22 protein-coding genes are annotated in these 26,012 nt (G+C 62.8%); 14 read left to right on the forward strand and 8 right to left on the reverse strand.

What is annotated here, in order from left to right:
• Positions 1-13 precede the first annotated feature (13 nt).
• The 5 genes from IPM84_11315 (at position 14) to IPM84_11335 (ending at position 10,213) form a co-directional block, all read left to right on the forward strand.
• Positions 14-1,660 carry a right-handed parallel beta-helix repeat-containing protein gene (locus IPM84_11315; protein MBK9093346.1) on the forward strand — a complete coding sequence of 549 codons (1,647 nt, stop codon included), beginning with the start codon at positions 14-16 and terminating at the stop codon, positions 1,658-1,660.
• Between the two features lie 110 nt (positions 1,661-1,770).
• Positions 1,771-2,232: a nucleotidyltransferase domain-containing protein gene (locus tag IPM84_11320; protein ID MBK9093347.1), complete on the forward strand. Its 462-nt coding sequence runs from the start codon at positions 1,771-1,773 to the stop codon at positions 2,230-2,232.
• A gap of 10 nt (positions 2,233-2,242) precedes the next feature.
• The gene (locus tag IPM84_11325; GenBank protein ID MBK9093348.1) at positions 2,243-2,686 is read left to right on the forward strand and encodes a hypothetical protein; all 444 of its coding nucleotides are present in this window, start codon (positions 2,243-2,245) and stop codon (positions 2,684-2,686) included.
• A gap of 76 nt (positions 2,687-2,762) precedes the next feature.
• Entirely contained in the window at positions 2,763-5,570 is a 2,808-nt protein-coding gene (locus IPM84_11330; protein ID MBK9093349.1) for a hypothetical protein, read from the forward strand.
• 278 nt (positions 5,571-5,848) lie between these two features.
• Positions 5,849-10,213, forward strand: a complete 4,365-nt coding sequence (locus tag IPM84_11335) for a DUF11 domain-containing protein (GenBank protein ID MBK9093350.1) — start codon at positions 5,849-5,851, stop codon at positions 10,211-10,213.
• Positions 10,214-10,346: 133 nt separating this feature from the next.
• Here IPM84_11335 and IPM84_11340 read toward each other — a convergent pair whose 3' ends face one another.
• From IPM84_11340 to IPM84_11350, 3 genes are all read right to left on the reverse strand, one after another.
• Positions 10,347-10,994 carry a GyrI-like domain-containing protein gene (locus IPM84_11340; GenBank protein MBK9093351.1) on the reverse strand — a complete coding sequence of 216 codons (648 nt, stop codon included), beginning with the start codon at positions 10,992-10,994 and terminating at the stop codon, positions 10,347-10,349.
• A 221-nt stretch (positions 10,995-11,215) separates the two neighbouring features.
• Entirely contained in the window at positions 11,216-11,422 is a 207-nt protein-coding gene (locus IPM84_11345; GenBank protein MBK9093352.1) for a hypothetical protein, read from the reverse strand.
• Entirely contained in the window at positions 11,419-12,180 is a 762-nt protein-coding gene (locus IPM84_11350; GenBank protein ID MBK9093353.1) for a hypothetical protein, read from the reverse strand. Before IPM84_11350 ends, IPM84_11345 begins: the two co-directional genes overlap by 4 nt.
• A gap of 22 nt (positions 12,181-12,202) precedes the next feature.
• Here IPM84_11350 and IPM84_11355 point away from each other — a divergent pair, with 22 nt between their 5' ends.
• The 7 genes from IPM84_11355 to IPM84_11385 all read left to right on the forward strand — a co-directional run bounded on the left by IPM84_11355 (position 12,203) and on the right by IPM84_11385 (position 15,397).
• Positions 12,203-12,376 carry a hypothetical protein gene (locus tag IPM84_11355; protein MBK9093354.1) on the forward strand — a complete coding sequence of 58 codons (174 nt, stop codon included), beginning with the start codon at positions 12,203-12,205 and terminating at the stop codon, positions 12,374-12,376.
• A gap of 30 nt (positions 12,377-12,406) precedes the next feature.
• On the forward strand, positions 12,407-13,066 hold the full coding sequence (locus tag IPM84_11360) for a hypothetical protein (GenBank protein MBK9093355.1): 660 nt from the start codon (positions 12,407-12,409) through the stop codon (positions 13,064-13,066).
• Positions 13,067-13,117: 51 nt separating this feature from the next.
• A complete protein-coding gene (locus IPM84_11365) occupies positions 13,118-13,510 on the forward strand; it encodes a DUF433 domain-containing protein (protein MBK9093356.1) in 393 nt (130 codons plus the stop codon).
• Positions 13,489-13,857 (forward strand): DUF5615 family PIN-like protein, encoded by a 369-nt coding sequence (locus tag IPM84_11370; GenBank protein MBK9093357.1) that lies wholly within the window; start codon positions 13,489-13,491, stop codon positions 13,855-13,857. Before IPM84_11365 ends, IPM84_11370 begins: the two co-directional genes overlap by 22 nt.
• An 11-nt stretch (positions 13,858-13,868) precedes the next feature.
• The gene (locus tag IPM84_11375) at positions 13,869-14,147 is read left to right on the forward strand and encodes a hypothetical protein (GenBank protein ID MBK9093358.1); all 279 of its coding nucleotides are present in this window, start codon (positions 13,869-13,871) and stop codon (positions 14,145-14,147) included.
• Positions 14,129-14,416: a hypothetical protein gene (locus IPM84_11380; GenBank protein MBK9093359.1), complete on the forward strand. Its 288-nt coding sequence runs from the start codon at positions 14,129-14,131 to the stop codon at positions 14,414-14,416. The genes IPM84_11375 and IPM84_11380 overlap by 19 nt, the downstream gene beginning before the upstream one ends.
• A gap of 417 nt (positions 14,417-14,833) precedes the next feature.
• Positions 14,834-15,397 (forward strand): NAD(P)H-dependent oxidoreductase, encoded by a 564-nt coding sequence (locus IPM84_11385; GenBank protein MBK9093360.1) that lies wholly within the window; start codon positions 14,834-14,836, stop codon positions 15,395-15,397.
• Between the two features lie 42 nt (positions 15,398-15,439).
• Here the strand turns inward: IPM84_11385 and IPM84_11390 are convergent, their stop codons facing one another.
• The 3 genes from IPM84_11390 to IPM84_11400 are packed head-to-tail and all read right to left on the reverse strand — an operon-like array spanning position 15,440 to position 18,364.
• Positions 15,440-16,600: a glycosyltransferase gene (locus IPM84_11390; GenBank protein MBK9093361.1), complete on the reverse strand. Its 1,161-nt coding sequence runs from the start codon at positions 16,598-16,600 to the stop codon at positions 15,440-15,442.
• A 47-nt stretch (positions 16,601-16,647) separates the two neighbouring features.
• Positions 16,648-17,310 carry a glycerol-3-phosphate acyltransferase gene (locus tag IPM84_11395; protein MBK9093362.1) on the reverse strand — a complete coding sequence of 221 codons (663 nt, stop codon included), beginning with the start codon at positions 17,308-17,310 and terminating at the stop codon, positions 16,648-16,650.
• Positions 17,311-17,338: 28 nt separating this feature from the next.
• Positions 17,339-18,364, reverse strand: a complete 1,026-nt coding sequence (locus IPM84_11400) for a hypothetical protein (protein MBK9093363.1) — start codon at positions 18,362-18,364, stop codon at positions 17,339-17,341.
• 211 nt (positions 18,365-18,575) lie between these two features.
• Here IPM84_11400 and IPM84_11405 point away from each other — a divergent pair, with 211 nt between their 5' ends.
• Complete coding sequence (locus IPM84_11405) at positions 18,576-19,541, forward strand: fasciclin domain-containing protein (protein MBK9093364.1); 966 nt, start codon at positions 18,576-18,578, stop codon at positions 19,539-19,541.
• Between the two features lie 81 nt (positions 19,542-19,622).
• Here IPM84_11405 and IPM84_11410 read toward each other — a convergent pair whose 3' ends face one another.
• Entirely contained in the window at positions 19,623-22,319 is a 2,697-nt protein-coding gene (locus IPM84_11410; GenBank protein MBK9093365.1) for a cation-transporting P-type ATPase, read from the reverse strand.
• A 169-nt stretch (positions 22,320-22,488) separates the two neighbouring features.
• On the reverse strand, positions 22,489-22,959 hold the full coding sequence (locus IPM84_11415; protein ID MBK9093366.1) for a hypothetical protein: 471 nt from the start codon (positions 22,957-22,959) through the stop codon (positions 22,489-22,491).
• A gap of 291 nt (positions 22,960-23,250) precedes the next feature.
• Between IPM84_11415 and IPM84_11420 the strand changes: the two genes are divergently transcribed.
• Positions 23,251-25,980, forward strand: coding sequence for a LuxR family transcriptional regulator (locus IPM84_11420; GenBank protein MBK9093367.1), 2,730 nt, complete (start codon positions 23,251-23,253; stop codon positions 25,978-25,980).
• Positions 25,981-26,012 lie beyond the last annotated feature (32 nt).

Here is a 26,012-nt window from a genome sequence, read left to right on the forward strand (position 1 = left end):
AAGAGGTTCACCCATGCGCGCTTTCCGTCTCATCCTGCTCTCGCTCCTGCTGCTTGTCGCCAGTTCCGCCTGCGGCTCTGCGCCCGCGCCGGGCGCCAGTGCGCCGCCGCCCACGGCCGCGGTGCGTTCGACTGATCTTCCGCACGCCAGCGCCGCCAGCGCGGGCCGTTACGACATCGGTGCGCCGGCGCTGATGACCGATCTCTGGGTTGACCCGGTTCATGGCGCTGACAGCCACAGCGGCGCCAGCCGCGACCAGGCCCTGCGCACCATCAGCGCCGCCTGGAATCAGATCCCCACCGCAACGCCGTTGACGAACGGCTACCGCATCTGGCTGGTGGCCGGAGACTACACTGAAGACTATTTTCCGGTCTATTGGGAACAGCGCTATGGCACGCAAACCGCGCCCATCATCATCCAATCGGCCGACGGCCCCCTGGCCGCGCGGCTGCAAGGCTCACTCAACGTGTACGATGTCCGCTACCTGTACTGGATTGATCTGGAGGTGCGCAACGCGGGCGATGTTTTTCACTGTGAACTGTGCGACCATCTGCTCCTGCGCGGGGTGCGCTTCGACGGCGGCAATCGCCAGGCGCATGAGACGATCAAGGTCAACCAGTCGCGGGATGTTTACATCGAGGACAGCGATATCGGCGGGAGCTATGAGAACGCCATTGACTTCGTGGCCGTGCAGTACGGCCACATCGTGGGCAATCGGATTCACACCGCCGATGATTGGTGCATCTACCTGAAGGGCGGCTCGGCCTATTACCGGATCGAGGGCAATGAGATCTACGACTGCGGCACCGGCGGGTTCACCGCAGGCCAGGGCACCGGCTTCGAGTACATGGTGTCGCCCTGGCTGCACTACGAGGCCTACGACCTGAAATTCATCAACAACGTGGTGCATGACACAGAGGGCGCCGGGTTTGGCGTCAACGGCGGTTACAATATCCTGCTGGCTTACAATACGCTCTACCGCGTGGGCACGCGCAGCCACGGCATGGAGTTCGTCTTTGGCCTGCGCACGTGCGATGGCGACACGGCGCGGTGCAGCGCCAATCAGAGCGCGGGCGGCTGGGGCACAGCCAACAGCCAGGAAGAGCCGATCCCCAACCGCAACCTCTACGTGTTCAACAACATCCTCTACAACCCCGCGGGCGTGCAGAGCCAGTGGCAGCATTTCGCCATCTACGGCCCGCGCCAGCCCTCGCCCGGCTCGAACATCCCCGCCCCGGCCAGGACCGATGACAACTTGCAGATACGCGGCAACCTCATCTGGAACGGCCCGGCCGATCTGCCGCTCGGCATCGAAGGCGGCGAGGCCTGCCAGGCCGGCAACCCCACCTGCAATGCTGACCAACTGCGCGCCGACAACGCCATCAACACCATCGAGCCGGCCCTGGTTGATCCCGCCCACGGCGATTTTCGACCGGTTGCCGGGGGCAGCGTGTTTGGCGTGACCACCTTCGCCATTCCCGCCTTCCCCGCCTGGGCATCGCTGACCCCGCCGGTTCCGGCCGGCAACCTGGACAACACCGTCGCGACGGATCGCGCCGGCAATCCGCGCACCGCCAGCGGCCCGCCCGGCGCCTACACCGGTCAGGACGCCGCCACGTTCCGGCGCTCCTACCTTCCCCTCGTGGTCTCCGTCACTTGAGATGACATTTTTACCCCCAAAAATATCAATGTGTTGACAAAATTTCCGGTTTCTGATACGATCAAGTCATCTATACTAGTGTTGGCCTTTGTGAGAAAGGGCGTCGCCTGATGTTGGAGAAGACTCTGACCACCGCACAACTGCCGATCTGGGCTGAGGAATACGCTCATTCGGTAGCCTCGGTCTATCATCCAGACTGCATCATTCTGTTTGGATCGGTCGCGCGCAATATCCAAAAACAGGACAGCGACATTGACGTCCTCGTCATCGGCGGCGATCTGCCGATCAACTATCGCGAGCGCTTCCGCCTGCTCATGCGCCTGCGCCCACAACTTGCCCCAGTCCAGGTGCAAACCTTCACCCGCGCCGAATGGGAAATGATGATGGCCGACAAACACGTCACCGTCCTGGAAGCCCTGAGGGACGGCAAAGCGCTGCACGGACAGAGCCTGTTCACGCAATGGCGCCAGCAATTTCGGCACTGGCAAGATCTCGGTCTGCGCCGCACCAACTGCTCCTGGGTGATTCCACCTGCCCTGCGACATGCACATCGCCAATCTCAATGTCCATAAAGGATACACGATGCACCCAGAAGATCAAGCCCATGCTGCTTTGGCCAAAATGTTTGCCCTGGCCAAAGCCCAATTCGGCAGCGCTGTCAAGAGTCAATGGTTCTACGTTGACAATGGTTGTCCTGGCTGCGGACGCGCAGTGGGCGCCATGAAGTTCAAGGGCGAAGACACGTTGTCGCTCAACGCCTTCATCTATCGCCCGCGCGGTGTGTTGATCGGCTACCTGTTGTGCGAGCGCTGCGCCAAGCAGGTGCTGGCCGCGGGCCAACGCAAGCCCGCCGTCGAAACGCCGCTGCACGCCACGATCGAGCAGGCGCTCATCAAGGCCTATCAGCGCTACATTACCTCGCTGGATGCCGGATATTTGGTAACGGCGCCTCCGAGAGGCGACCTGGATTGCCTCTTGCCTGTTTACGCCGGAGTTCCAAACACCACTCGATTAAACGATTTCTAAACGCTTCTTTGCTATATTGCCCCAGGCAGAGCGCAGCATTGCGCTCTGCAGATACGCGCGCTGGAGGTGATTTCCGATGAGTCCATTATTCAACCGCCCCCCTGTGTTTTGCCTGATCCTGGGCCTGCTGGCGCTGATACTGCTGGCGCAGCCGACCGTTGCCAGCCCGATAAACGCACCCCAGGTTCCCAATGTCGCCATCGTGGAGGATGGCTGGACGCTGATCCGAACGGTCAGCGCCGCCAATCCGATGGCTGCCCACTACAACCCTCTGGACGGGCTGCTCTACTATACCAGGCGCCCGGGGAGCGGCGGCAGCCTGAACCGCATCAACGCGGACGGCACGCTGACTCAAATCGTGACCGCGGATCGCCCGGCCGCGGCCGTCATTGACCCAACCGATGGCGACATCTTCCTCTCGGAAGACTACGGCGGCAACATCTATCGCAGCGCCTTCGGCAGCACGACGCGCAGCACGTGGGTGAGCGGTTTTCACAGCGGCGACGATGACCCGGTGGGCATGGCCATCGCACCGGCCGGCTACACCGGCCCCATCGTCAGCCCGGGTCAGGCCCTGGTCGTTGATCGCGGCAATGCAGGCAGCGATGAAATCTGGCGCTGGTCGCCGGCAACGGCCGAAGGCGAGGTGCAGATCTACACGGACCCAGACGGCGGCGGCGCCCTGGTTGATCCCGTGGACATTGCGATCAGTGATTCATCTGTCTACTTCGTTGACGCGAAAGGCGCGGCCGATGGCGCCATTTATCGGTTGGATGCCGGTCCTGTCCTGACCCTGATCGCAACCAATGCCCCCATCGCCGAACCGGTCGGCATTGTCGTTGACCCACTGAATGGCGATCTGCTGGTGCTTGACGCCGCAACGGACAAGGTGCTGCGGGTACACCTCAGCGCCGGCGAGGCGATTGGTGATGTCAGTGAGATGATGACCGGCTTTACCGGACTCTCATGGGCGGGGATTGACATCTCCTCCGATGGCGCCAGCCTGTTTATCACGGACTACAGCGGCAACCAGGTCTACACCTTTCACCGCGACAACGTGTTCACCTTCGATAAAATTGCCTTACCTCCCCAGTGGACGGTCGCGCCGCCGCAGCCCGGCGGCATCCCAACCGGCAGCATGATCCAGCGCTACCTGCTGCGCTACTACTACGGCAGCATCCTGGTCAACCCGCCGCCGCTCATCGTTTCCATCTCCGACACCCTGCCCGCGACGCTGACCTTTCAGAGCGAGATTCACTATCCGGCGATGAGCTTTGGGCAGGCCGGGCAGACGCTGACCTGGCAGACGCAGCAGCCGGTGGCGCGCGGCGAAGCCGGTCAGATCGAGATCAGCACGCGTGATGACAACCCGCAGTCCGGCGATGTGCTGACGAACACGGCAGCGCTGCACGCCGGCCCCTACGATCTGTCTGCGCTGACCGTCACGCAGGTGCCCATCGTTGTGCCGTTGCTCGTGTCCCCTGGCAGCGGTGAGATGTGCGCCGGCGATTACGAGATACACGGGCAAGTGCAGCCCAACATGACCGTCCACTTGCTGCTTGACGGCAACCCCGTCTTGCAGGTGCAGGCCGATGCCACGGGTCTGTTCTCGGCCACCCAAACCTACAGCGGCGCGGCGCCGATCCTCCTCAGCGCCCAGGCCTGCACGGCCGGCGGGCAGTGCAGCCCCGTCAGCTCGGCCATCACCCTCGAACCGCCCCTGAGTTTCTGGTGTCCGCAGCACTCGATCTGGGAGGGCACGCCCACGGTTGGCCCGCTGGCAGGACAACACCTGACCTTCTACTTCCGGGACAACAGCGGGCAATACTCGACGCAGGGTTGGCGCATGCCCGGCATCTACGGCTTCTGGAACACGACGATGCATCTGCGCGCCTGCAACTGCCCGCCCGCCTCCGGCACCACCGCGCCGCCCACCAGCGTTTGGATGATCGCCGACGGCGTGCGCTACGACCCGACCGGCGCCTATCCCGATTTCATCTTTGCGGTCACCGGCGGTGCGCACACCGTGGTCTTCTGGGCGCAGTGCGGTGCCAACCTGGTTTCGTCCTCAGGCCGCATCCTGATTGACCCGGACGGCTACGTGTTCGACGTGACGCAAGGCTTCGATCCGATCACACCCACCCTGCACGCGGTCGCCGGCGTCACCGTGACGGCTTACGTGTCGAACACCGCGTGGGGCGGCTGGGTGCCGTGGCCGGCGCACCTGTACAACGACCAGGTCAACCCGCAAGTGACCGGCGCTGATGGCTACTTCGCCTTCTTCACCCCGCCCGGCTTCTACTACCTGCAGGTGGATGGCAAGGCGGGGTATCAGCCCTGGCGCAGCCCCGTCATCGAGGTGGTGGACGAGATCGTGCATGTCAATGTGCCCTACACGCCGCTGCCGCAGACGCCGCTGAGCGCTGTGCTGTTGGCGGCCGCCGGGCCACAGCCGCAGACGGTCACGCTGACGGTGGGCAGCGCGGTGCAGTGGCTGGCCGAGATAGACGGGCTGGCCCCGCCCGAAGTGTTGATGCAGCAGAACGAAAATCCAAGCCTGCACCCCCTGAGCGCGCTCAATCCCATCAGCAACACCCTGGGCTGGGACGGCGGTATGATGGCGCCGGGGCGCATCTACGAGCGCCAGATGAGCGACGTCGGCCTGTTTACCTACACCGACGGCCTCGGCCATACCGGCCAGGTCTGCGTCAGCTACGTGGAGGACGTCAACCGTGACGGCGTCGTAGACCTGCTCGACCTGCAGGCGGTCGCCTCCGCCTGGGGCACGGTCAACCCCACCCTGGACATGGACCAGGACGGCGATGTGGATATCGTGGATGTGATGCTCGTCACCCGCCGCTGGGGATGGAGCTGCCAGGCATAAGATTCGATTTTCGATTTGATATACTGCAAGCGGGAATAGACTTCACCCTTCCGCCTAAGGGGTCAGGCGCAATTCGTGCCCGCTTGCAGTATGACTAGACCAATTGCGCCCTTTGGTGGTAAAATGGTCCCGGTGGCGTACCTGGAGAGGTGGACGGCCACAGCTTTCTGCTGTGGTCACACCTGCCAAACACGGCCACTGAGAATCGTGTAAGAGAATCGAGATTAGAGAAGAGAATAGCCAGAAGAGAATAGCCAGAAGAAAGGAAAGCATCAGCCATGACCCTTCGACGACGAAGTCTGCGTGTGATCCTGTCACTCCTCCTGCTCACCGCCTTCGTGCTCCCCACTCTCCCCACGGCAGCCGCCCTGCCGCTGGAGACAGCAAATGTCGCCCCCGCGAACAACACCTACCAGACCCTGCCTTTCGCGCAGGACTGGAGCAACACCAGCCTCATCACCGTCAACGATGACTGGTCGGCCGTGCCCGGCGTGCTTGGCTACCTGGGCGATTACCTGCCAAGCTCCTCGCCGACCGCGGTTGACCCGCAGACCATCATCACCGACACCACCTTCACCGCGATTGATGTGATTGCCAACCAGACCAACCCTAGCACCTTGACCAGTGGTGGGGTGGCTGAATTCGAAATCGCCAACCCGGTTGTGGCCCTGCAAGGCTCCGGCACGGCGGACGCGCCCTTCCTGCTCTTCCACATCAACACGACGGGCCTCAGCAGCATCCAGGTGCAGTACAATCTGCGCGACGTGGATGGGTCCATTGACAACGCGATTCAGCCGGTTGCGCTGCACTATCGCGTCGGTACCAGCGGCGATTTCACCAACGTGCCGGCCGCGTTCGTGGCCGATGCCACCACCGGCCCCAGCCTGGCCACCCTGGTGACGCCCATCAACGTGATGCTGCCCGCCGCGGCAGATAATCAACCGCAGGTGCAGTTGCGCGTCATCACTTCCAACGCGGTCGGCAGCGATGAATGGGTGGGCGTGGACGACTTCTCCGTCACGGCCGGCCCGCCGGCCACCAACCCGGACCTGGCCGCAGTCAAGACCGGTCCGGCCGCGGCCGCGCCCGGCGAGGAGATCGTCTACGACCTGCAGGCCAACAACATTGGCACCGGCGCCGCGGCCGGCGTGACCATCAGCGATACCCTGCCCGCCGGCTTTGGCTACGTCAGCTTCAGCAGCTCGACCGCCGTCACCCTGACCGACAGCACGCCGCCCAGCCTGGCCTGGGACGCGGGCGACATTGCCGCGGGCGCGGGCGTCACCATCGCCCTGCATGTTACCACCGCAGGCACCGGCACGGTGACCAATACGATGGAAATCACCACGACGACTGCGGGCGACCCGGCGGGCAACAACAGCAGTAGCTGGGAAACCACGGTCGGCGCGCCTGAGTTGGTGGTTGACAAGCAGGCCCCGGCCGTCGGCGTGATCGGTGAGTCCCTCACCTACACCCTGATCGTCAACAATCAAGGCTCGGCCGACGCGGCCAACGTCACGGTGACTGACACTCTGCCCATCAGCACGACTTACGTGTCGGACGATAGCGGCGTGACGCCCACCAATCCGAGCGCAGGCGTCTATGTCTGGAACCTGGGCACCCTGGCCGCGGCGGGCAGCCGCACCTTCCATGTGACGGCGGCAACCGATGCCGGTATCGCCAACGCCACCAATCTGATCAACCAGATGACCGCCAGCACCACCACGCCGGGCGATAACCAGGCCGGCAACAGCGACCAGGCAACCACCGGCATGTACCGTCTGGTTTCCATCTATGACATTCAGTTCGTGCCCAACCCGGCGCTGAATGGCGATTCGCCATACACCAACCAGACCGTGTGGACCGAGGGCATCGTCACCGCGGAGCCGGGTGAGATTGACAACATCAGCCCCAACCGCACCATGGTCATCGAAATGCCGGGCGGCGGGCCCTGGAGTGGCTTGCAGATCTTCAAGTCGGCCGGCATCCCCGCGGCGCCCGCAGGCACGCACGTGCGCGTCCTCGGCCTGATCAAAGAATACTTCAACATGACCGAGATGGACATGGGCGCGGGCGCCAACGCGTTCCAGATCATCAGCAGCGGCAACCCTGTGCCCGTCCCGGCGGCCACCACCACCGGCAGCCTGATTACCGCGGCCAGCGCGGAGCAGTGGGAAAGCGTGCTCATCGAATTCCACGACGCAGCCGTGGTCAACCCGGCCCTGGGCAGCGGCGAATGGTCGTTCGATGATGGCAGCGGCGTCACCCGCGCCGATGACCTGGGCAACAAGGACGGCGACATGACCTATGTCCCCGCCGCGACCGATCGCTACCACTTTATCCGTGGCGTCGGCTGGTTCTCCTTCAGCAACTACAAGCTGCAGCCGCGCTACAACCCGGACATCGGTCTGGATGTGGACAAACCGACCATTTCCAAGAACGCGCCGGTGCTGGTGGCGCCGGGCGGCCTCTTCACCTACACCGTCACGGTCAAGAACGAGTTGGGTTACCCACTGACCGGCCTGGTCATCCAGGATACTGTGCCGGCTGCAACCACCTTCGCCTACGCGCTGGATGGCGGCAGTGAAAGCGGCGGCGTTGTCACCTGGAACGTCGCCAGCCTGGCCTACTTGAGCACCGTCAACGTGCGCTTTGCCGTGACCGCCACGGCCAGCGTGACGACCGTGATCAACAGCAGCTACAGCATCAGCGCCACCAACTTCGTGACGCCGACTTACGGCGCGCCGCTGGCGACTGTCGTTGACAGCGCCATGCACATCAGCGCGATTCAGGGCGGTCGCCATCTCTCGCTGCTCAACGGGCGCACGGTGAGCGGCGTCTCTGGCATCGTCACCGCACTGCGCAGCGACGGCTTCAACCTGCAAGAGCCGGTCATCATGGAGGACTCCGATCCGGCCACTTCCGAGGGCATCTTCGTGCGCACCGGCAGCGCGCCCACGGTGCTGGTCGGCCAGTCTGTGCTGGTGAACGGCAAGGTCGAAGAGTTCCGGCCCGACACCAACAACCTGACCATCACGCGGCTCATCAACCCGACCGTGACCGTGCAGAGCAGCGGCAATCCCCTGCCCGCGGCGATCATCATCGGCAGCGGCGGTCGCCAGCCGCCCACGCAGATCATCGAGGATGACGCCAGCAACGTCGAGACCGATGGCGTCTTCGACCCGGACAATGATGGCATTGACTTCTACGAAGCGTTGGAAGGCATGTTGGTGCAGGTCAACGACGCGGTGGCGGTGGGGGCAACCACGGCCTTCGGCGAGATCGCGGTGTTGGTGGACGGCGGCGCGGGCGCGAGTCTGCGCACGCCACGCGGCGGCATCGTCATTCAGGCCAATGACTTCAACCCCGAGCGCGTGATTCTGGACGATGTCATCACGCCCAATCCGCCCGATGTCCTCGTGGGTGACTCCTTCCCCGGCGCGATCGTGGGCGTGCTTGATTACGGCTTCGGCAACTTCAAGCTGTTGAACACCGCGCCGCTGCCCAGCCCGGTGAGCGGCGGCCTGACGCCCGAATCCACCACCATCACGCGCACGGACGATCAGATCACCCTGGCGACCTTCAACGTGGAGAACCTGGACCCGACCGACCCGCCGGCCAAGTTCGCCGCGCTGGCCAACCAGATCGTCACCAATCTGGCCGCACCGGACATCCTGGCCGTGGAAGAAGTGCAGGACAGCGACGGCCCGGCCAACACCAGTGTGGTGGAGGCCAGCGTCACCTGGGGCTTGCTCATCAGCGCCATTCAGACCGCCGGCGGCCCCACCTATGACTTCCGCAACGTGGATCCGGTGGACGATCAAGACGGCGGCGAGCCGGGCGGCAATATCCGCGTCGGCTTCCTCTTCCGCGCCGACCGCGGCATCGCGTTCGTGGATCGGCCCGGCGCCACCTCCACCACGGCCAACGGCGCAGTCATGGGCGGTTCGGGCGTGCAGTTGAACTACAGCCCGGGCCGTATTGACCCGACCAGCGCGGCCTTCAATTCGAGCCGCAAACCGCTGGCCGCGGAGTTCACCTTCAACGGGCACACCCTGTTCCTGATCGTCAATCACTTCAACTCGAAGAGCGGCGACGACCCGCTGTTTGGCTTTGCCCAACCGCCGGTGCTGGTCTCTGAAATTCAGCGCAACCAGCAGGCGCAGATCGTCAACGACTTCGTAGACGCCATCCTGGCTCTCGACCCCAGCGCCAACATCGTGGCGCTCGGCGACTTCAACGACTTCCAGTTCTCCACGCCGCTGGCAATCCTCAAGGGCGGTGTGCTGACCGATCTGATCACGGGACTGCCGACGGCTGAGCAGTACAGCTACGTCTACGACGGCAACTCCCAGGTGCTCGATCACATTCTGATCAGCAATCACCTGCTGACCCCCAACGAGGCCGGGTTTGCCCTGTTCGATGTGGTGCATGCCAACGCGGAGTTCCCGCCCGCGGCCCGCGCCACCGATCACGATCCGTCGCTCGTGCGCTTCACCCTGGAGGCGACGCCCGCCAACGTCACCCTGACCAACCTGACGGCCGGCCCGCTCACCTCGCCGCTGGGCTGGCTGGCGCTGGCCGGTCTGCTGGCCCTGGCCGCGGTGGTCATGCGGCGGCGGGGAGTGGAGAGGGGAGAGTAGAGACCGGAGAGTAGAGACCGGAGAGTAGAGACCGGAGAGTAGAGACCGGAGAGTAGAGACCGGAGACTGGAGATTGGAGACTGGGGATCGGAAAACTCCCCCTTCCACAAAACCCAATCTCCGGTCTCCGATCTCAGATCTCCTCCCTGACCCCATGCCGCAGCACCGTCTTCAGCTTCGCCGGGTCGGTGCGGCGCGGATCGCCCAGGTAGATCTCGTGGTGTTTGCCGGTCATGCGATAGCCGTTCTCAGCGGCCCACCGGTGCATCCGCTCGACGGTCGCCGGTTCCGTGGCGTAGGGGCCGATGTGCATGGTCTGCACGCAGAGGCCCTCGCGAAACGACTCCAGCCGCAGCCGGGCGAGCGCGGGGTTGGGCCGCTTCCTGGCCGCCTGCGCCACCGCCTCGGCGAACATGGCTGGCGTGATGTGGTCGGGCTGCATGATCATCAGCGTGTAGACCCACCGGTCCGTGAAGGCCTCCCAGGCGGTGGAGATGTCGAATTCTTCGCCCTCCACCCACCATAGCCCTTCCAATGCCATCACCGGGTAGTCAATCGGGTCCTCTTTGCGCAGCTTCGACATGAACTTGAGGGTGTAGGCTGTGCTGTAGAGCGCGCCCGCCGCCGCCTCGAAGCCCGGGGACGTGCCCGGCGCCTGCCCCGGCTCGATGCGGCCGTCAATCATCAGGAACTTAAGCTCCGGCACATCCACCAACACGACCTTGTTGGCGGATGGCGCGTACAGATGTTTCCACTGCTGGCGCAAGTCTAGCATCGTCATGGTGAATTACCTCCTGGGGCGCCATCTGGCCGTATTGTGCCACGGCGCCCAGAACGTAGCCAGCGGGTGGCGTTTGATCAGAGTGGTCCTATGTGCAGTCATCGCTCCTACTCGCTTTTGTGGTGAGTTGAAGAAGATTCGGCCCTGGCAATCCGGAATCGAGGCTGTGCGAAGCCTCCTTATGGGATTAGCCGGTCGTGCTCGGAGTCCAGAGAAACCGGCTAAAGCCTCGAATCCAGCTTCAGGAATTCCAACACTTTCGCCCACGCGTCTGCGTTTGCTGCGGCCGTGGCTTGCGGCGTGCCACCGAGCAGGATCGTCCCGCTGTTGATGGCGGTCGTCGGCAGGTTGGGCAGAGCCAGCCCGTGGCCGGCATCGTCGTAAGCCAGGTGCTCGTGGCGATAGGGGATAAACCAGGAGGGTGTCATGCCTCGAAAGGCGTGTCGGGGGTGTATTTGACCGCAGAAGGGACCAATTGAGGTAAGCTGGGAGTCTGGGACGGCTCTTGACCAACGATATGATCGAAAATCTGAGTCGCGCAGTCGGCGCACACGGCTTTGACGGCCTGCCATTCATGCCAGCGCGCATCGAGATTCTTGTACTCGCTCAGGTTGAGTTCTTCGAGGTCATACGGCAGCGGATTGGCGAGCTGAATCTGTAACTGCTGCAAGGCCGATTCTTCGTTTGGCTGAGGATAAAGCGCATCGAAAGGCCGCAGGGCCTCGATCATTTTCTCCACGCCCATGTGATCGGCCAACGCGACAAAATCGAGATAATCGCGCGTGGCATTGCGGCGCAGGATCAGTACAGCCTTGATCCGCAGCATTTCGGCTTCCGTCGGCAGGGTGATCTTCTCGCCCCGATACTCGATCCGGGTCGTTTCCAACGGCTCACTTCGGATCAATTGCCTCACGCCGGTTTCGATACCATCCAGGTTGCCGAGAATCTGGATCGGCCGCTTGACGCGGGCCGTCTTCCAGCCAGCGACCGATTCCAGTTCGGCCAGCACCTGGTCGAAGCGCTGCCGGAGATCGGTCAGCACGTGATCGGCATCGGTAGACAGGCGATGCTGCGCGTACACCGACGCGGCGCTTCCGCCGACCAGCACAGCGCCTGGCAAGATGCGCTGCAAATGCGCGGCAGAAGCGAGGACTTGCTCCCAATCAGGCAAGATATCGCTCGGCATATTGTCTCCAGAAATGATAACGTTGCGCATATGGATCAGCGACTTGCGGCTGGCACACCCGCAGTATTTTTTCCAGCACAGTGCGGTCATCGAGAGCGGCCCGACGCAGTTCGGCCCAGTCCCGCCGCTTGCCGCGCGCGATCACGTCGTCAATGGCGGCCAGGGTGAATTGCTGATGGGTGAGATGCCGATGTAACATGATGTAATTCTACCATCGAATACAGCATTGTGCCAACCTGAAATCGGGCACACCCTGTTCCTGATCGCCAATCACTTCAACTCGAAGAGCGGCGACGACCCGCTGTTTAGCTTTGCCCAGCCGCCGGTGCTGGTCTCCGAGATCCAGCGCAACCAGCAGGCGCAGATCGTCAACGACTTCGTAGACGCCATCCTGGCTCTCGACCCCAACGCCAATATCGTGGCGCTCGGCGACTTCAACGACTTTCAGTTCTCCACGCCGCTGGCAATCCTCAAGGGCGGTGTGCTGACCGATCTGATCACGGGACTGCCGACCGCTGAGCAGTACAGCTACGTCTACGACGGCAACGCCCAGGTGCTCGATCATATTCTGATCAGCAATCACCTGCTGGCTCCCTTCGAGACCGGGTTCGCCCTGTTCGATGTGGTGCATGCCAACGCGGAGTTCCCGCCCGCTGCCCGCGCCACCGATCACGACCCGTCGCTCGTGCGCTTCACCCTGGAGGCGACGCCCGCCAACGTCACCCTGACCAACCTGACGGCCGGCCCGGTCATCTCTATCGGACGGCGAAGCCGGCGGACCCCGCGCCGCGCCAGACCCCCGCGCTCACAGCCATTCCGTATTATGCCTGGACCAATCGCGCGGCGGGAGCCATGCAGGTGTGGTTGCGCGAAATCTAAATCGTGATAGAATAGAGTCGAGCAGAAATGATACGCGGGCGCTGTGAGTGAGGTCAAAATGAGTATCATGATCGAGGCACAACAAGTCCACAACGAGTTGACATGGCTAAGGCAGGCAGTCGAGGCGTTGACACAGAAAGTCGAGTGGTTAGCCGCCAGGCCAAATCTGCCTGCCCTATCTACTGATCATCCCTACGTTGCTCGAATCCAGGGCGTCAAGGGCGGTGAACCTGTGATCCGCGGGACGGGTGTTACTGTCCAGACGATCGTGGCCCTGACCCGACACAGTCTGACACCAGAGCAGATCGTTGAGGAATATGAAGGACAGTTGAAACTGGCCCAGGTCTATGACGCGCTCGGCTACTACCACGACCATCGCGGAGAAATCGAGCAGTACATCATTGAAAACCGCGCCGCGAGAGAACGCGTATGGCCGAGCAGATCTTCGTAGCCCTGTATACGGACGCTGACGTTACGCCGAAACTCGCCAGGTTGCTGCAGGAACGCGGCTTCGACGCCATCTCGACTCAGGAGATGGGCAAGTTCGAATCGCCGGATGTGGAGCAACTGGTCTATGCCGCGGGACAGGGCCGCGCGATTCTGACATACAACAGCAAGGACTTCGAGCCTCTCTACCAGGAATGGTGGTGGACGGGCCATGACCACTTCGGCATCATCGTTTCCGAGCAACTGCCAGTTGGAGAACTGCTCCATCGGGTCCTTCGGCTGCTGAACTCCATTACTGCCGATGAGATGAAGAACAACTACAAGAACTTGGCCGAGTTTGCCGAAAGGTAATGAGGACAACCATGAATACATCCGCCAACGGCGCCTCGCTGCCGGTGGCGGTCTCCGAGATCCAGCGCAACCAGCAGGCGCAGATCGTCAACGACTTCGTAGACGCCATCCTGGCTCTCGACCCCAGCGCCAACATCGTGGCGCTCGGCGACTTCAACGACTTTCAGTTCTCCACGCCGCTGGCAATCCTCAAGGGCGGTGTGCTGACCGATCTGATCAGGGACTGCCGACGGCTGAGCAGTACAGCTATGTCTACGACGGCAACTCCCAGGTGCTCGATCACATTCTGATAAGCAATCACCTGCTGACCCCCAACGAGGCCGGGTTTGCCCTGTTCGATGTGGTGCATGCCAACGCCGAGTTCCCGCCCGCGGCCCGCGCCACCGATCACGACCCGTCGCTCGTGCGCTTCACGCTGGAGGCGACACCCGCCAACGTCACCCTGACCAACCTGACGGCCGGCCCGCTCACCTCGCCGCTGGGCTGGCTGGCGCTGGCCGGTCTGCTGGCCCTGGCCGCCGTGGTCATACGGCGGCGGGGAGTGGGGAGGGGAGAGTAGAGACCGGAGAGTAGAGACCGGAGAGTAGAGACCGGAGAGTAGAGACCGGAGAGTAGAGACCGGAGATTGGAGACTGGAGACTGGAGATTGGAGACTGGGGATCGGAAAACTCTCCCCTTCCACAAAACCCAATCTCCGGTCTCCTTTCTCAGATCTCGCCCCCCACCGGAAAACTCCCCCCTCCACAAAACTCAATCTCCGATCTCAGATCTCTCCCCAAAACGATGACCTTGCCGCTTTCAGGCTTCCATGCTTCCATGCTTTGATTGGCGCCATCCCTTCTACGCCAGGAGCATCGCTGCGAAATCTAAATCGTGATAGAATAGAGTCGAGCAGAAAGGATACGCGGGCGCTGTGAGTGAGGTCAAAATGAGTATCACGATTGAGGCACAACAAGTCCACGATGGAAGGACCTCGATGACAACTTCTGATTCGCTTCACGTTTTGGGTATCTCCGGCAGCCTGCGCAGGGCCTCGTACAACACGGCCCTCCTGCGGGCGGCCGCCGAATTGATGCCGCCAGGGATGACGCTGGAGATCTTCGATCTCGCGCCTCTGCCGCTGTTCAATCAGGATGCCGAGAAGCCGTTTCCTGAAGCGGTGGTCGAGTTACGCACCCGCCTGGCGCAGGCCGATGCGCTGCTCATCGCCACGCCTGAGTACAACAGCTCGATCAGCGGCGCCCTCAAGAACGCCATTGATTGGGCGTCCCGTCCGCCGAAGCAACCATTGGCTGGCAAGCCGGTGGCTATCATGGGCGTCAGCACGGGGAACTTCGGCACGGTGCGAGCCCAATTGCATCTGCGCCAGGTGCTGACGCACGTTGGCGCCCTGCCACTGGGCAAGCCGGAGGTGCTGGTGGCGCGCGCCGAGCAGGCTTTCGACGCCGAAGGGCGATTGGTGGACGCCGCGGCGCGCGGCTTCCTGCAAGATTTGCTCGCCGCCCTGGCCAGGTGGACGCAACGCGTATCCCCGGCCTGACGCCACGAGACAAGTTTGTTCCTTTTTGTTCCTTCTTGTTCCTTACCACCAGCGTATGCGCGCCCGCACCATGGTGCGTCCTTTCCAGGTGGAGCGGCCGCGCACCGCAAGGGCCATTGACCTCGCGGCGATGAAGAGCACCAGCACGGTGGTGACAGGATAAAAGAGCGCGAGGTACAGGGGAAAACCGAAGCGTGCGTTCGATATGCCCCACAAGAGCACAGCAAGGAAGATTCCTGCCGCTGCCATCACCGCCGAGTAGGTTGAGTGCAGCAGGCCGGCTGCGATCAGCACGAGCACAATGGGTGGCTGAAGGAAGACGATGCCGATCCAGAGCCAAACCAGCACAAACGGCAGCATCCGATAGCCGAAGCCTGCGAACAGATTTTTGGTGAAGCCCTCGAAGACCTGCGCGGAGTTCCGGTACATGCGGCAGCGGACGTCTTGTGTAGCAAGGGCCATGCGCCAGCTCAGACCGTGGGCCTTGATCTGCCGAGCCAGTGCGATATCGTCTACGGCGTCAGTACGCACGGCCGCATAGCCGCCGATCTGATCGTAGGCCGCGCGCCGGAAGAGCATGTATTGTCCGTTCGCGGCACAGAAGGCGTGCGTGCGTACACGGTAGGCCAGCGCCAACGGCAAAAAGGAAAGGATGCTCCAGGGGAAGAACGGCACCACGAGTTTCTCAGCCCAGGTCACGACTTCCTGGCGAGGACAGGCTGTCAGCAGATCGGCCTGTTCGGCCATCAGGGCAGCGATCCCGTGCCGCAAGGACTGTGGTTCATGGCGCGTGTCGGCATCAGTGAAGAAGAGCAGGTCGCCGGTCGCCGACTCAGCAAGCTGCTGGCAGGCCCAATGCTTGCCCAGCCAGCCTTCGGGCAACGCCAGGCCCGGAATGACCCGCAGCCGGCGATCCTGGGAGGCCAGCTCAGCCAGGATTTCACCCGTACGATCGCATGATTGATCATCCAACACAATCACCTCGCAGTCCGGGTAATCCTGAGCCAGCAGCGAGCGCACACAGTCGCCTATGTTGACATCTTCATTGCGCGCCGGCACCAACACTGAAACGCGGGGCCACGCGGTAGGCGGCGCCCAGTCCCCGGCTCGCCGCAGCAGTCGCCAGTTGCTGAGAGCGATCAGCACAAGGCAGGCAGCAAAGGCAGCGATGATGAACTGATGATAGGCCCAAAAAGAGCCCATACTCCCTCCAGACGCGGGGTCTTGCAGTCACACCATGAGGACGGAGGTCAACGCCGTGTCCGCCGAATGCGTAGCTGGGGCCGCTGCCGCAGGTCGGCGCGGTGCGTCCAGGCGATGATCGCCACCGTGCCGGCCCACGCGACAAATAGCGGGAGCGTCAGGCCGGCGGTGAGACCGGGGCTGCGCCAGTGTAATGCGGGCGCCAGGAGGAAACCCAAGAGCGCCAGCAGCGCAGCCATCACCGCCCAGCCGGAGGTATTCAACAGATTGTTGAAGACGAAGACGGAGCCGCCCATGACGAACGGGCCGAACGGCACAGTCAGCGCCGCCCAGACGCCTAACGTGCTCGCCAGGGCCTTGCCGCCGCGCCAACCAAGAAGCGGCGAGAACGCGTGTCCGAGGATCGGCGCCAGCACCACGGGTATCAACGGCCAGCTATCCACCTTGAAGACGTAATGGGCCAGCGACACGGGGATGGCCCCTTTGAGCATGTCGAGGATGATCGCCAGCAGGCCCAGACCGCGGCCGCCGGCGCGCAACACGTTGGTTCCACCGGGGTTCCCATCGCCGTAGTCGCGGATGTCGGTGCGCAGCACCAACTTGCCCAGCCATACCGAAATGGGCAGCGAGCCGAGCAGAAAGCCGATGAGAGTCCAGGTGAGAGAGATCATGTTGGTTGTTGGATAATGTCCGACCCCGGGGTCAGTCAACGGGACAAGGCGTCCTGGAAGTCCCAGATCAGACTAATCGTGCCAGCTTCTGAATCTCCTGGATGGGGCCGACGATCTCCAGGCCGGCATGGCGTCCGGTCCTCTCGAAGATGACCCCTTCCTGTCCGCCCGTCAGCGCCAGCAGCCGCACGTCAATGCGCGCGGTCAGGCTCTCCAGCACCCGCTGTAACATCACCACGCGCTCGGGCGAGTGCAGCAGCCCGCCCTCAGCGCGCCAGGCCACGATCTCCAGGCGATGGGGGGTGTGGCGCGGCCCCGTGCGGCCGGTCATGTGCCAGGTGACGTGCGTGTCGGCCAGGTCGAGGCGCTCGATCACCGCGCCGGTGTAGGTAGCAAAGCGGTAGAGCTGGCCGCCGTGCCGCAGCCCGACGATGAAGCCGGGGAACGCGCCGCGCAGCCAGGGGATGATCGCCACTGATGCCGTCAGGCACGCGCCGACTGCGGCCTCGCCGAAATGGTTGCTCTGCATCCAGATCCAGGCCTTCGGAAACGCCTGGCCCCAGTCCTTTTCGATGTACCCGCGGCCGCCGGTGAAGTCGCGCGCCGCGCCATCTATGGACAGCGAGCCGGCGATGCTGTGATCGAAGCTGAGGACGCCGTGGTAGCACTCCATGAAAGGCGCGAAGGTGTAGGGGCCCATGATGCCCGGTGAGGTCAGCGTGACCGGCCAGGGCGCACCGCCCGCAAAGCGCAGTTCGCCGGCCATCCGGCCTTCGGGCCGATCAATGTCCAGCTCGATGCGATCGGCGCGGAAGCGATTCGGGCCAACCCGGATGTCGAACTCGTCCCGCGCAGCCTGGAACGCCTCGAACGGGTAGCGATGATAGGCGGTCCTGCCCGTCGCGCCGTCCAGCGTCTGCACGAACGCGTGGGACGCGCCCGGCTCGCGGCCGATGAAGACGCCAGGGATGACCGCGTAACGGTGCTGCTCACTGGCATCCACCAGCTTGAAATACCAGCCCTCGAAGAAGGGCGGCTGCTTGCCGCGGCCGTGATAGAGCGCCGGCCGCCAGATGCTGCGCAGGTCAGGCATGATCGCTGCTCCTCAAATGTACCTCGATCGTCTAGTATGTCACGATATCTATGGTTTGTCAAAAAGATGTCTAAGGCAATCATTAATCAATTCGATGCGGCAAATGGAGTCTATCCTACAGATGAGATGGCGAGATACGTTGTATAAGGTTTGTGTAGTGTTTGAGTAAGCATGTGACACAACATCAAGTTAGAAAAGGATTGGAAAAGAAATGAAAAACGTCAGTCTGCTGTTGGTACTTCTCATTGTAGCCCTGTCAGTCGTGGCTTGTGCTCCGGCTCCTGCAACTCAACCGCAGGAACCGACTAAGGCGCCGCCCACGGCCATGCCCGCTCCGGCTGCTAAGGACATTGTTGACACGGCTGTGGCCGATGGTCGCTTCAAGACGCTGGTGGCTGCGGTTCAAGCTGCCGGTCTGGTCGAGACCCTGAAGGGCGAGGGGCCGTTCACCGTCTTCGCCCCCACCGATGAAGCATTCGCCAAGTTGCCTGCGGGCACCGTCGAAGGGCTGCTCAAAGAGCCGGCCAAGCTGAAAGACATCCTGCTCTACCACGTGGTCGCCGGCAATGTCATGGCTGCCGATGCCGCCAAGCTGACCTCGGCCAATACCGTGCTGGGCAAGCCGATCACCATCAAGGTTGAGGGTGGCAAGGTCATGATCAACGATGCGACGGTCGTGATTGCCGATGTAAAGACCAGTAATGGCGTCATCCATGTGATTGACCTGGTCCTCCTGCCGCCAGCCCCCGAGGCTGCAGAGCCGACCACCAAGGACATTGTTGACACGGCTGTGGCCGATGATCGCTTCAAGACGCTGGTGGCTGCGGTTCAAGCTGCCGGTCTGGTCGAGACCCTGAAGGGCGAGGGGCCGTTCACCGTCTTCGCCCCCACCGATGAAGCATTCGCCAAGTTGCCTGCGGGCACCGTCGAAGGGCTGCTCAAAGAGCCGGCCAAGCTGAAAGACATCCTGCTCTACCACGTGGTCGCCGGCAATGTCATGGCTGCCGATGCCGCCAAGCTGACCTCGGCCAATACCGTGCTGGGCAAGCCGATCACCATCAAGGTTGAGGGTGGCAAGGTCATGATCAACGATGCGACGGTCGTGATTGCCGATGTAAAGACCAGTAATGGCGTCATCCATGTGATTGACCTGGTCCTCCTGCCGCCAGCCAAGTAACATCTTCCTGTTGTAGCCGTTCAGGATGCAGCGAAAAAATCAGGGGCGAGTCAGTCGTATGGCTGACTCGCTCCTGCTATTCTACCCTCGGTTGGATCTCATCACCATTTTGCTCTTGGACCGTCGCAGCCACTTCTCGGCTTCGATAACCAGGTAACCCGCCACGCCGAAAGCCACGATACGGCCCCAGTCGGCCGGGCTGATCGGCGCGCTGGCAAAAACGCGATTGAACGGCGGCAGGTAGGTGAAGGCGAGCTGCGCCAGGGTCATCGCGGCCGCACCAGCCAACACCCAACGGTTGGAGAAAAACCCGATACGGAACGGCGATTGCGTCAGCGAGCGGCTGTTGAACAGGTAGAAGATTTCGATGATGACCACAGCGTTGACCGCCACAGTACGCGCGACCGCGATATCAACCCCCAGGCCCAGCTCCAGCTCGAAAAGTCCAAACGCGGCCACCAGGATCAGCAGGCCCACCAGCACGACGCGCCAGACGAGCACCCGCGTCAGGATGGGCGCACCGGGATCGCGCGGCGGCCGGCGCATGATGTCCGGTTCACCCCGCTCCATCGCCAACGTCAGACCCAGCAGCACAGCGGTCATCATGTTGATCCACAGAATTTGGATCGGCAGGATCGGCAAGGTGACACCCAGGACGATGGCCGCCAGGATTACCAGTCCTTGGCCCAGGTTGGTGGGCAGCGTCCAGGCGATCATCTTGGTCAGATTATCGAAGACCGTGCGCCCTTCCTCGATGGCGGCCGCAATGGTGGCGAAGTTGTCGTCGGTCAGGACCATGTCCGCGGCCTCTTTCGAGACATCGGTGCCGGTGATGCCCATCGCCACGCCGATGTTGGCCTGCTTGAGCGCGGGCGCATCGTTGACCCCGTCGCCGGTCATTGCGACTACGTGTCCGCGGGCCTGCAGCGCGTCCACCAGCCGCAGCTTCTGCTCCGGGCTGACGCGGGCGAACACGGATGTCTCGTCGGCCGCGGCGATCAACTGCTCATCGGACAGCTCGGCCAGCTCCTTGCCGGTGAGCACCCTCCCGGCCGCACCTGTGAGGCCGATTTGCCGCGCAATGGTCCCTGCGGTCAACGCGTGATCGCCGGTGATCATCTTGACGCGGATGCCCGCGGTCTGCGCGGCCGCAACAGCCTGGATCGCCTCCTGCCGCGGCGGATCAATCATCCCTTGCAGGCCCAGGAAGGTCAAATTGCAGCACAGGTCTTCATGCGAGAGGGCGACCTGGGCGAGCGAGAACTCGCGACGGGCGAACGCCAACACGCGCAGGCCATCCGCGGCCATCCGGTCGGCCGCAGCATGCACCGCGTCCCTGTCGAGCGCAACCGGCAGGCCCGCCGGGTCGAGGCTGACCCCGCTGCGCGCCAGGATCGCCTCGATCGAACCCTTGACGTAGAGCATGCGGCGGTCAGCGCCGAGATCATGGAGGGTCGCCATGTACTGGTGTTGCGACTCGAACGGGATTGCGTCGACGCGCGGGGCCTCGCGCTGAGCCAGCGTCAGACCGCCCTTCAGCGCGGCGGTGATCAGCGCGGCTTCGGTCGGATCACCCTGCGCGGTCCAGCGGCCTTCGCTCTCGGCCAACGCGCTGTCGTTGCACAGCAGCCCCGCGGTCAAGATCTCACGCAGCGCCATCGAGTCGCCCACGGGGCTGATCTCCCCCGTGGGCGCATAACCGGCGCCGCTGACGGTGTAGAACGTATCCCCTGCGTAAATCTCGGTCACGGTCATCTGGTTCTGCGTCAGCGTGCCAGTCTTGTCGGAGCAGATGACGGTGGTGCTGCCCAGCGTTTCCACGGCAGGCAGCTTGCGGATGATGGCGCGGCGCCGCGCCATACGACTGACCCCGATCGCCAGGGTGACGGTGAGCGCAGCGGGCAGGCCTTCGGGGATCATCGCGACCACCAGGGCAATGGCGGCGTAGAACGTCTCACCGGCTGGCTGGCCCCGCAGCACCCCAATGCCAAAGGTGGCCGCGGCCAGCACGAGGATCGCGTAGAGGACGATCTTGCTGAACCCTGCGATCTTGCGGGTGAGCGGAGTTTGCAGCTCCTGCGCTTCGGACAGCAGGCGGGAGATGCGGCCAACCTCCGTGTTATCACCGATGGCGGCGACGATGCCGGTGGCCTGTCCGTAGGTGACGAGCGTGGACGCGTAGGCCATGTTGCGCCGTTCGGCCAGGAGCGTGTCTGGCTCCAAGTGCGCGTCGGCCGCCTTCTCCACGGGCGCGGACTCGCCAGTGAGCGCAGCTTCGGCTACCTGGAGGTCGCGCGAGCGGATCAGCCGCAGATCGGCTGGCACCTTGGCGCCCGAAAGTAGCGTGACCAGGTCGCCAGGGACCAGCTCGGCCGCGTTGACGCGCAGCGTCTTGCCCCCGCGGATCACGGTTGCCTCGGTGGAGATCGTCTGTGCCAACGCCTCGATGGCCTGTTCGGCCCGCGCCTCTTGGGCGTAGCCGATCACGGCGTTGATGAAGACCACGCCGAAAATCACGGCGGCGTCCAAGGGGTCCTTCAGTACCGCGGTGATAACGCTCGACGCCAGCAGAATCAGGATCAGGGGGTTGTTGAACTGGCGTAGAAAGCGCACCAGCGGGCTGGCCCCCTTTTGCGGCGTCAGCACGTTCGGCCCAAACCGCTCCTGGCGATGCCGAACCTCGAAGGTGTCCAGCCCTTTCACCGGATCAGTTTCCAGAAGCAGCCGTACTTCGTCGGCCGGCAGATGATGCCAGTGGTGGCCCAATAGTGTTTGCATGGCAACTCCTCCTCCGGCCATTATTGAGGGATATACATGGCGGCGTTGTAAGGCTCCTGATGTGAAGATAGTTGCGTCCTATGGAATGAGAATTAAATAAGTGTCCGCTTTGGTGCTGTCTGTATGCTCAGAATTTGCTCGGAACTGGACAGTTAAAAAATTCTCATTCCTATGCGGACTTTGCTTTTCTTATGACCAACGCCCGCCAGGCGCCGGTGGTCCACAGCGCCCAGAGCACCAGCACCGGCTGGAAGAACAGGCGCGTGAAGCGGGCCTGTTCGGTGTTCAGCCCGAAGGCGTCAATCCGGTTGACGTACTGCGAGATGTTACCCGGGAAGATCAGCACGAAGAACGCCGCGGTGGCCAGGCCGACGAGCACACGCTGTTTGAACAGGGCGATCAGGGCTAACCCCAGCGTGATTTCTGCAATCCCGGACAGGATGACGACCAGATCGGCATTCACCGGCAGCCAGATCGGCACCTGGGCCAGGAACTCGGCCCGCGCCGTCGTGAGATGACTGGTCCCGGCAAAGACCAGGAATGCGCCCAACAGGATCCGCAAGACCGTCTGTACCGTCCGGGATGTCCCCTGTCCCAGACTGGGCTGTGCGGGCCGAAGGTTCTTGTTTTCTGTGTTCATCGGGTTCTCCATATTCTCTATATTCTCCACATTCTCCATGTTCTTCATGTGACGCATGCGATTTTATCGTAGACGATATGTACCAATAGCCTCATGTTGAACAACTCCTTACGAATTGCAACGTATCACAGAAGACCTCTCCGCTCACCGCAGGCCGCGGCTCCCCGCAGCGTTGCCTGTCGAACCCTGCTTTACAAACCGGCGAAACGATGTATAATTTTATTATACTGGATATTTGACTAAAGCAAAATGGCTCCCTGGGGTTTTAAGTGTTTGTTTGATGATTGACCCATGTCCACGCCCATCTTAGCCACTAAACTCTATATCCCCCCAGCTCGGCCTAAAGTCGTCCCCCGCCCCCGCCTGATCGAGCGGCTGAGCGATGGGTTCTCTGCGGGCCACAAGCTGACCCTCATCTCTGCCGCCGCCGGCTTTGGCAAGACCACGCTGGTCAGCGAATGGGTCGCCGCCCTCACTCCTTCCCCTCTCCCAGCGGGAGAGGGGCCAGGGGTGAGGGTCGCCTGGCTGTCGCTGGACGCCGGGGATAGCGACCCCACGCGTTTCCTGGCTTACCTCGTGGCGGCTTTGCAGACTCTCTTTGCCGGCATCGGCGCCGGGGTGATGGCCGCGCTCGATTCTCCGCAGCCGCCGCCCATCGAGCCGCTCCTGACGATCCTGCTCAACGAAATCGCCGCCATCCCGGCTGATCCTTCGCCTCCGCTCAGGACAGGCTTCATCCTCGTCCTGGACGACTACCATACGATTGACTCCAAACCGGTGGATCAGGCCCTCACCTTTTTGGTCGAGCGCCAGCCGCCGCAGATGCGCCTGGTCATCGCCACCCGTGAGGATCCGCAGCTTCCCCTGGCCCGCTTGCGCGCCCGGGGACAAATGACCGAGCTGCGCGCGGCCGACCTGCGCTTCACACCCGCTGAAGCCGCCGAGTTTCTCAATCGGGTGATGGGCCTCAGCCTCTCGGCCGGGGACATTGCTGCGCTGGAAACCCGCACCGAGGGCTGGATCGCCGGCCTGCAACTGGCCGCGCTCTCCATGCAAGGACAGCGGGACACCGCCAGCTTCATCAAATCTTTCACCGGCAGCCACCATTTCGTGCTGGACTACCTGGTTGAAGAAGTCCTGGGACAGCAGACCGCAAGCGTCCAGACTTTCCTGCTGCGCACTTCCATCCTCGATCGCCTGTGCGGCCCGCTGTGTGATGCTGTTTTGGGTTCGCCCTCCGCTTCCGGGCAGGAAACCCTGGAATATCTCGAACGCGCCAATCTGTTCCTCGTCCCCCTGGACAATGAGCGGCGTTGGTACCGCTATCACCATCTCTTCGGGGACTTGCTTCGTCAGCGCCTCGGGCAGAACCTGACACCTGGCGAGATAGCCGAGTCTCACATCCGCGCCAGTCAATGGTATGAAGACAATGGACTGGGGCTTGAAGCCTTTCGACATGCCACTGCCGCCAATGATGTCGAGCGCGCCGAGCGCCTGATGGAGGGAGGGGGGATCCCCCTGCATTTTCGCAGCGCAGTGAACGCGATCCTGGCGTGGCTGGCATCCCTGCCCAAATCGGCGCTGGATGCCAGACCCCTGTTGTGGGTGAGGTCAGCCACGATGGCGTTGACGGCCGGCCTGACAACCGGCGTGGAAGATAAACTACAAGCGGCCGAGGCAGCTTTAGCTGCCGCCCTGAAGAACGCCGAGCCTGATCCGCAGACCCGCGACCTGATTGGGCAAATTGCCTGCGCCAGAGCCACCTTGGCGATCACCCGCTACCAGCCGGAAGCGGTGGCCACCCAGGCGCGCCGCGCCCTGGAGTATCTGCTGCCCGGGAATCTGCGTTTCCGCTTTACGGCTAACTGGGCGCTGTCCGCTGCCTATCTGTTTCAGGGTGACCGCGCCGCGGCCGGCCGGGCTATAGCAGAGGCCTTATCAATCAGCCAGGCGTCTATGAGCATGTTTTCCACGATCCTGGCGACCAGCCACATGGGGCGGCTCCAGGAATTGGACAACCAGCTCCAGCGGGCGGCCGAGACCTACCGGCGTGTTCTGCAGCTGGCGGGCGATCAGCCTGGACCGAGCGCCAACGACGCGTGTCTGGGTCTGGCCCGCATCCACTACGAATGGAACGACCTGGACGCGGCCCAGCAGTACGCACAACAGAGCCTGCAACTGGCGCGGCTGTATGATCGCGTGATTGACCGCTTCATCATCAGCGAAGTATTCCTGGCCCGCCTGAGCCTGGCCCGGGGCGATGTGGCCGGCGCGGCCGCCATGTTGGCCCAGACTGAACAATCGGCGCGTCAGCAGAACTTCATCCTGCGGCTGCCGGAAATCGCGGCCGCCCAAGCGCTTGTCCTACTGCGCCAGGGCGATCTGGCGGCGGCCGCTCATCTCGTACAGACTCACAATCTCCCCATCAGCCAGGCGCGGGTATTTCTGGCTCACGGAGATGCAGCCAGCGCGCTGGCTTTGCTTGCGCCATTGCGCCAGCAGATGCAAGAAAAGGGCTGGCAGGATGAACGGCTGCGAGCGATGGTGCTGGAGGCGCTGGCGCTGGTCGCGCAGCGCGAAAAGGACATGGGCCTGCAACTGCTGGCCGAGGCCCTGGCGCTGGCCGAACCAGGCGGCTTCATCCGTCTTTTCGTGGATGAAGGCGAGCCGATGCGATTGCTGATTTCCGATTTTAGATTGTTGATTGAAAAGCAACTGCACGGCCAAGATCATGAACTGCTCGGTTACGCAGATAAACTCCTGGCTGCTTTTGAACAACCTGCGGACCTGCCGCAATCGCAAATCGCAAATCGCAAATCGCAAATGCTTGAGCCCTTGAGCCAGCGCGAGTTGGAAATCCTGGTGCTGATCACCCAGGGACTCTCGAACCGGGAGATCGGCGCGCGGCTTTTCCTGGCCCTGGACACGGTCAAAGGGCACAACCGCCGCATCTTCGACAAACTGCAGGTGCAAAGCCGCACCGAAGCCATCGCCCGCGCCCGCGAGCTGGGTTTGTTGTAAGAAGCTATCGGTGAGTCTGCTGGGGCCGGTCT

Source organism: Candidatus Amarolinea dominans, assembly GCA_016719785.1.
Classification (GTDB): Bacteria; Chloroflexota; Anaerolineae; order SSC4; family Amarolineaceae; genus Amarolinea; species Amarolinea dominans.